The organism is Rhizobacter sp. (genome assembly GCF_031412075.1).
Taxonomy (GTDB): Bacteria; Pseudomonadota; Gammaproteobacteria; order Burkholderiales; family Burkholderiaceae_C; genus Rhizobacter.
In genome coordinates this window covers 1-7,858 of the sequence record NZ_JANOCG010000603.1, presented here as the reverse complement: position 1 = coordinate 7,858, position 7,858 = coordinate 1, and the positions used below count along the sequence as shown (strand labels likewise).

5 protein-coding genes are annotated in these 7,858 nt (G+C 67.6%); 4 read left to right on the top strand and 1 reads right to left on the bottom strand.

All coding sequences use genetic code 11. The features are described 5' to 3' along the window. The 4 genes from RMO40_RS22325 to RMO40_RS22310 all read left to right on the top strand — a co-directional run. The coding region (locus RMO40_RS22325; RefSeq protein ID WP_309725801.1) for a GH1 family beta-glucosidase at positions 1 to 1,346 on the top strand (1,346 nt) is incomplete at its 5' end. After that, positions 1,343 to 2,683 (top strand): GH39 family glycosyl hydrolase, encoded by a 1,341-nt coding sequence (locus tag RMO40_RS22320; protein ID WP_309725800.1) that lies wholly within the window; start codon positions 1,343 to 1,345, stop codon positions 2,681 to 2,683. The genes RMO40_RS22325 and RMO40_RS22320, both read left to right, overlap by 4 nt. A gap of 46 nt (positions 2,684 to 2,729) precedes the next feature. After that, positions 2,730 to 3,428, top strand: a complete 699-nt coding sequence (locus tag RMO40_RS22315) for a hypothetical protein (protein ID WP_309725799.1) — start codon at positions 2,730 to 2,732, stop codon at positions 3,426 to 3,428. A gap of 86 nt (positions 3,429 to 3,514) precedes the next feature. Then, positions 3,515 to 4,705: a carbohydrate porin gene (locus tag RMO40_RS22310; protein ID WP_309725798.1), complete on the top strand. Its 1,191-nt coding sequence runs from the start codon at positions 3,515 to 3,517 to the stop codon at positions 4,703 to 4,705. A 5-nt stretch (positions 4,706 to 4,710) separates the two neighbouring features. On the opposite strand, the gene RMO40_RS22305 is transcribed toward RMO40_RS22310, so the two are convergent. Next, complete coding sequence (locus RMO40_RS22305) at positions 4,711 to 7,278, bottom strand: glycoside hydrolase family 3 N-terminal domain-containing protein (protein WP_309725797.1); 2,568 nt, start codon at positions 7,276 to 7,278, stop codon at positions 4,711 to 4,713. Positions 7,279 to 7,858 lie beyond the last annotated feature (580 nt).

Below are 7,858 nucleotides of genomic sequence, written 5' to 3'. Positions count from 1 at the left end.
GAGATCATGCTGCTGCCGAAGGAGTGAACGTTGACGGCCGCACGCCCAGCATTTGGGACACCTTCAGCAAAACACCCGGCCGGGTGGCGAACGCAGACACCGGCGACCGCGCCTGCGACTCCTACCGCCGCGTCGAGGACGACGTGGCACTGCTGCGCGAGATGGGTGCGCGCGCCTACCGCTTCTCGATCTCGTGGTCGCGCGTCATGCCCACCGGGCGCGGCCCGTTGAACCCGGCCGGTGTCGCCTACTACCAGAAGCTCGTGCGGCTCTTGCGCGAGGCAGGCATCCAGCCGATGGTGACCCTCTACCACTGGGATCTGCCGCAGGCGCTGCAAGACGAAGGCGGCTGGATGAACCGCCGCTGCGCCTACGACTTCGCCGAGTACGCGAAGGCCATGTTCAAGGCACTGGGCGATGACGTGCCGTGCTGGTTCACGATCAACGAGCCGTGGTGCGCGTCGTTCCTGTCGCATGCCTTCGGCCTGCACGCACCGGGCGAGAAAGACCTGGCCCGTGCGGTGACGGTGGCCCACCACCTGCTGCTCGCCCACGGCCTGAGCGTGAAGGAGTTCAGGCTCAGCGAGCGCACCGGCAAGATCGGCATCGCCCCCAACGTCGAATGGCACGAGCCGTATTCCAGCCACCCCGACGACATCGCAGCCTGCGAACGCGGGCTGGAGTGGTTCAACCGCTGGTTCATCGACCCGCTGTTCCACGGGCGCTACCCCAAGGCCACGCTGCGCAGGTACGCGGAGATGGGCATCCACCCGCCAGTGCAGGACGGTGACATGGCCCTCATCGGCCAGCGCCCCGACGTGCTGGGCATCAACTACTACACCGGTGGCTACACCCGCGCGGCCACGCCGGCGCACGCCGCCGCCGAACCGGCAGACGAGGCACTGCGGCAAATCCACCGCATGCGCCTGATCGAGTCGGTCGATGTACCCGGTTTCAAGAAGACCGACATCGACTGGAGCGTTTTCGCCGATGGTTTCTACAAGGTGCTGACCTGGCTCAAGGACGAGTACGGCAACCCGCCCATCGTCATCACCGAAAACGGCGCGTGCGACAACACCTTGCCCGACGCTGACGGGTCGATCGACGACGCAGCGCGGGTGGAGTATTTCCGCCGCCACGTCATCGCGATGGATCGGGCCCTGCGCGCGGGCTGCGACATCCGCGGCTACATGGCCTGGTCGCTGATCGACAACTTCGAGTGGGCCTACGGTTATGGCATGCGCTTTGGCCTGGTGCACGTGGACTTCGAGACCTTCAAACGCACGCCGAAAGAAAGCTTCCACTGGTACCGCCGGCTGATCCAGGAAGGAGGGTTCGCTTCGTGAAAGCACCCCACTTGAGCGCACTCGCACGCACCCTGCTCGTGGCCGCAGCGGCCGGATCGATCCTCGCGGGCTGCGCTTCGGGCACCGGCACGCCCGACGCGAAGGCGAACCCGGCGGACATCCGCGTCAGCGTGCGCGCCGACGAGCGGGGCCCGGCCGTCAACCCGGCAGTGACACGGGGCTACAACTTCGGCAACTGGATGGCCATGGTCGACCAGGGGGAGGCCCTGGCCAAGACGCCGGCCGCCTCGCTGCGCTTCCCCGGCGGCAACATCGGCGACGAGCAGGACATGGACGGCGCCTCGCTCGACACCTTCCGCTCGCTGCTCACGCTGGTGAAGGGCCAGCCGGAGCTGGTCATCCAGACCCGCGTGTTCGCCGGCCGCGTGGATCGCAAGCCCGCCAACGAGCCGGAGGATGCCGCGAATGCGGTGCGCATGGCCCGCGAGCGTGGGCTCAAGGTGCGCCATTGGGAGATCGGCAATGAGCCCGACCTCTACAGCGTGACCCGCGGTGACCCGAGCTGGACGGCCGACCGGTATTGCGATGTGTTCCGCGCCCAGGCCAAGGCGGTCAAGGCGGCCGACCCGAAGGCCCTGGTGGCCGGGCCGGCGATCTCGGGCGTCTACGCGGCGCCGATGCGGTTCATCGAGCGTTTCGTCGAGAAGTGCGGCGACGTGGTGGACGTGCTCTCCTGGCACATCTACCCGACAGAAGGCGACGGCACCGAGGACGACGCGCTGGCCAGCATCTCGAAGCTCGACGATTCGATCCGCAGCATGCGTGCGCTGCTGAGCGACCCGCGGCGCAACCCGCTCGGCCACCGCCGCGAGGTGCCGCTGGCGGTGACCGAATACGGGCTCTCGTGGAAAACCGACCGCCCGCGCTTCCTGTCGGACATGCCGGCCGGCCTGTGGGCTACCGAGGCGGCGCTGCGCATGGCGCAGCAGGGCGTGGACATGGCGCACTACTTCGCCTACCAGGGCACGGGCTTCCACGGCCTGCTCGACAACGCCGGCGTGCCGCGGCCCAGCTACTACGGCTTTCAGTTTCTGAACGCGCTCGAAGGGCATTTCGTGAAGGCCACATCGAGCCACCCGAAGCTGTGGTCACACGCCGTGCGCCAGGGCAACAGCCTGCAGGTGCTGCTGCTGAACACGCAGGCCAAGCCCGTCACCGTCGATCTCGACGCCGCCGGCTGGCAGGTGCAGCAAGCCCGGTATTTCGACGCCGCGATCGTGGAAGACGAAGCCCCCTTCGCCAGCTTGCCAGCCGGTCGCCGCCTGACGCTGCCGGCTCGCTCGATGGCGCGGCTGCAGCTCAGCCCGATACCTTGAACCCGATGCACCTCGTGCCACAAAACCAAGACTGGAGACCCACTTCATGAACCTCGACACCTCAGCCAGCCACCGCTTCGTGTTCGCCGCCATCGCTTTGGCGGCGCTCGCAGCGTGCGGCACGGTGAACAAACCAGTCGACAAGCCCGCTGACAAGCCGCCCGCCGCCGCGGCGCCGGCAGCTGCCCCGGCGCCTGCCGCCGGATCACTGGTCTTCGCCGTGCCGCAGCCTGGCGGCGCCACCGCGCAAGGCGGGCAGTACCAGGCCTTCGCCTATTCCGAAAAGCCCGGCGATGCCAAGCTCGACCAGGTGGCGGTTGCCAACGGCGTGGCACGTGTCACCGGCAGCCTCTGGGCGCAGAAGGGCAGCAGCTGGGGCGGCATCGGCTTCATGAGCTCGCCGGGCGCGCCGGGCAAGACGGCAGATCTTTCGGCACAGCGCAGCCTGCACATCCAGCTCGCTTCGTCCACGGCCAGACAGCTGCGGCTGCGCGTGATCGGCCCCGACGCCGCGACCCGTGACGCCGGCTGCTACCCGGTGGCGCTGGTGCCCGTGTCGCCCGACTTGCGAGAGCTCACGATCCCGCTCGCGGGTTTTGCGCCCGAGGGCTATTGCGAGGCGCGTGGCAAGTCGATCGCATCGACCGCGCCCACCGTCGCTGCCATCGAGGTCAGCGACCCCACCCTGTCCGGCACCCAGCGCGCGGTCGACTTCCAGGTGGGGCGCATCGAACTCAGGCCCTGAGGCCACTCCCGTTCGAACCACGCGCGCAGTGACTGGGGGCTGCGCGCGGTGGATCAACTCGCCCCGATGAAAACCAGGAGAACCGCTTGAAGACAACCCGACTCACCTTGGCCGCCGCACTGTGTGCCCTGGCGTCTGCCAGCCACGCTGCCAGCGTCGATTTTTCCGGCTACTTTCGCGCCGGCACCGGCGTCAGCACGCGCGGCGGCACCCAGGTGTGCTTCGGCCTGCCGGGCGCCGACACGAAGTTTCGCCTGGGCAATGAATGCGACTACGTGATCGAGCCCGTGTTTGACGTGAAGGTCTCCGAGTTCGAAGGCTCGGACTGGCATGCCCGCGTGATGCCGAGCGTCTACCGCGCGTGGGGCCAGACCGAGAACGGCACCAGCGAGCTCACCACCCGATTTGGCCAGGCCTACGTCTACGGCAACAAGATCAGCGTGCTCGGCAACGGCACGGCCTGGATCGGCCGCCGCTTCTACAACCGCCTGCAGACCGGCATCAACGACCAGTTCCTGGAGAACAACGACGGTGACGGCGGCGGTGTGGAGAACATCGACCTCGGCATCACCAAGGCCAGCATCGCCTTCGTGATGAACCCGCTCAACACCGCGAACAACAACCGCTTCTCGGTGCCACTGCGCCTGAGCGACATCAAGACCGTGCCCAACGGTTCGCTCGCGGTCTACGTCACGCCCACCGTGCAGACACGTTCACGCAACCAGGTCACCGACACTGCCACCGCAAGCGAGGCCAAGGGCCTCTCCGTCGGCGTGTACCACACCCTCACCGGCGTGCTCGGTGGAGAGCTGCTCATGGGCGTGAAGCACGACAAGCTGGGAGAGGTGAAGAACACCCGGGCCGTGGTGCAGCAGAGCGGCAACCTGCCCTTCGGCACCCGCATCGACCTGCTGGGCGAATACCGTGTGGCCAGCAATGCAGGCGTCGACAGCCGCTGGACGGCCGTTGGCGCGCGCACCGACACCCACATCACCGGCCCGCTGCGCATGCTGGTGGAACTCGGCCACGACCGTGTGAAACCCGATGGCGCCGAGGTGCGCACGCTGACCAAGCTCACGCTGGCCGGTGCCATCTCGGCCGGCAAGGACCCGTGGTCGCGCCCGACCCTGCGCCTGTTCGTCACGCACGCCGTCTGGAACGAGGCCGCACGCCAGGTGCTGGGCCAGAACTGGGTGAACGGAGAACGCCTGCAGCAGGTGTATGGCGATCGCCGCGCGGGCACCACCGTGGGCTTGCAGGGCGAGTCCTGGTGGTGAGCTGATCAGGCAGGGCAAGCGGCGCCGGGAGGCGCCGTTTTTCGTAGGCGGATGTTGCCCACCGCCAGGCTCAACGTGCCGGTCGATTCGATCGAGAAGGGCACGTCGATCGCTTCGAGCCTGGCGCCCTTCTGGGTGAAGCAATCCAGCGGAATGCTGAGCGTGGTTTTCGTTCCGCGGGGCAGGGCCGCCAAGGCCGCGCTGATGTCCACGCTGCCCCGGCAGGGCTGATTGCATTCCATGTGCAGCTTGACGGTCGACGAAGGCACGTCGTTCAGCACCACATCGAACTCGAGCGCACCGCCTGTGAACCTACTCAGGTTCTGCACGGTCGGGGCCTTGGCGAAGAACTGGCCGTGCGACCACCACGTGATGCGCTTGGCGTCTTGCTGGGTGGTGATCTGGGTCGTCTCCACCCGCATGGCCGGTGAGGAGGCAGAAGGCACGTTCAAGGTGGCATTCAGATCAGGCGCGACCGGCACGGCGAGCCAGTGGTTGGCGGCCGTGCTGACGTGCAGCGCATACGGCGCCTGGCTCACCTGGTTGAACACCAGCAGGTCGCTCGACACGGGGCCGCACGACCGCGGGATGGCCGGAGTGGGCAGCATGCCAAGGCTTGCCCCCTGGGCATAACGCAGCCCGTGATGCAGCGGGAACTGCGGAACCTGCCCGTCGCCCTGGTTCAGCGGGGTCTGGCAGGGCGCGGCCGGCCACGAGAAGGGCAGGGTGCCGCTGAAGTCATGGGCCACGCCGCCTTGCGCGTCTCGGTAGAGCACGTCGGTCACACCCTTTCCTTCGGTTCCGGGCAGCCACGCGGCCACGAAGGCGCTCGATTTGTTGACGATGTCGTTGGCATACAGCGGCCGGCCACTCAGCAGCACCGTGACCACCGGCTTGCCGCGGCCGGCCACGCGCTCGATGGCCGCGAGGTCTTCGGGGTGCCGTGCCGACAGGGCCAGCGTCTGGGTGATATCGCCCGGGCCTTCGGCGTAAGGGGTCTCGCCGATCACCGCGATGACCACGTCGAAGTTGTTCACGTCATGGCCCGCGCCGCTTTCGCTGTACGTCACCTGGGCCGCACCCGCCGCCTCCTGGATGCCGGCCAGGAGGGTGTCGCTCACCCCCTCGAAATCGGCGTTGCTGTTGCCGGTGCCTTGCCAGGTCAGGCTCCAGCCTCCGGCCTGGTTGGGCACGCTGTTGGCACTCTTGCCGACCACCAGGGTCTTGCGCCCGCGCGCCAGCGGCAGCACGGCCTCGTCGTTCTTCAGCAGCACGAGCGACTTGCGCACCGCTTCGCGTGCCAACGAGCGGTCGAGCAGCCGCGCCTGCTCCCCCGCGCCCGGAGTCTGCGAAGGCTTGCGGCCATCGAAGAGGCCGGCGCGAAACTTCACCCGCAGGATGCGCGTGACCGCGTCGTCGATGCGTGACATCGCAATCTTGCCGTCACGCACCTGCGCCACCGTGTTGGTGATGAAGGCGCGCCACTCCTCGGGCACCATCACCATGTCCACGCCGGCGTTGATGGCCTGCGGGCAGCTTGCGTTGGTGCACCCCGGCACCTGGCCGATGCCGTTCCAGTCGGACACCACCAGACCGTCGAATCCCATCCGCGTCTTGAGCACATCGGTGAGCATCTCCTTGCTGCCATGCAGCTTGCCGACCGGGACGGCCGCATGGGGCGCAGCCCAGCTGTTGAACGTGACCATCACGGTCTGGGCGCCCGCGGCCAGCGCCGTGTAGTAGCCCTGTCCGTGCAGGTTGATCAGGTCGTGGCGGCTGGCCGCATTCACGCCTTGGTCGGTGCCACGTTCGGTGCCGCCGTCGCCGATGAAGTGCTTGGCCGTGGCGAGGATGTTCGTGTCGGCGCTGAGATCGCCCTGCAAGCCCGTCACGTAGGCCCCGGCGTAGGCGCGCACCAGCGCGGGGTCTTCCGAGAAGCTCTCGTAGGCGCGCCCCCAGCGGTCGTCGCGGGCGACCGCCAGCGTCGGTGCAAACGTCCAGCGCAGGCCCGTGGCCCGCACCGAGCGGCCCACCGATGCGCCGATGCGCTGCACCAGGGCCGGGTCGCGTGCGGCGCCGAGGCCGATGTTGTGCGGAAACAGCGTGGCCTGGTGGACGTTGCTGTGCCCGTGCACGGCGTCGGTGCCCCAGATGATGGGAATGGGCGTGGGCAAGCCTGTGTCCATCGAGGCATGGTGATACTGGTCTGCCAGCGCGACCCACTGTGCCGCCGTCGCATGCTTGCGACCACCCGGCCAGGTGCCGCCGCCATTCAGCACAGAGCCGATGAAGTGGCGGCGCACCTGCTCCGGCGTGATGCTCTTGATCTCGGGCTGCGTCATCTGGCCGACCTTCTGCTCGAGCGTCATCGCGCTCACGATCCCGGCGATTCGCGCTTCCATCGCTTCATCGCGCACCACCGCGCTCTGGATGCTGGGCCAGTCGGAGTAGGTTGGTGCCGCAGGGATGGCGGTGTGGGTGTGTGCCGCCACCGGCATGCCGCCGGCGGTGATGGCTGCCGCGGCTGCGAGGGTCGTGAGGGCCATGCCCTTCATGTTGACGTTGAGGTTCATCCGGTGTCCATGTCCGTGCAAAGAGAGTCAAGGGTTGCACAAGCCCAGCCGACTCGCCTGCTTCTGCGCAAGCCCGGGCATGCGACGCGCAAGGAACGCACGGCTGCGGTGCCGAGTGCGGGCACGGGTTGACCGCGCTGCGCGACCGTGCCAGACTTTGCGCCCTGCACGCCGTGCAGCCCGATCAACCCACATGAAGGAGACAAACCATGGTTTACGCAGACATTGTTTCCCTGTGGGTCGCCGCTCGCGCCGCCTGAGCCGCTCGTCTTCTCTTTCAGCCTTGCGCTGAGATCTGAACTTCTGCTGCGGCGCTTCATGCGCCACGGTTGACCCTCTTCCCCCTTCGTTGCCGCTGCGCCTTTTGCGTGCTGGCATTCGCATGGCTTTGCGCCGTGCATTCCTGACGATGGAAGACAGATCTCACCATGATCGAAATGGATGTAGAGCGCTTGCGCTCGGTGGGCTTGACGCCCGCGATGGCCCTGGTGGCCATTTGTTCTCAACCTGTTCCTGAAACCGACGCGGCCGAGCTGGCCGCTTCACCGCGCCGCCTGGTGCGCGTGATCGAGGTTCACCG

Excerpts from the sequence above, each read along its gene's own strand:
- RMO40_RS22305 (WP_309725797.1), bottom strand. The coding sequence starts at position 7,278 with ATGAACCTCAACGTCAACATGAAGGGCATGGCCCTCACGACCCTCGCA.
- RMO40_RS22315 (WP_309725799.1), top strand. The coding sequence starts at position 2,730 with ATGAACCTCGACACCTCAGCCAGCCACCGCTTCGTGTTCGCCGCCATC.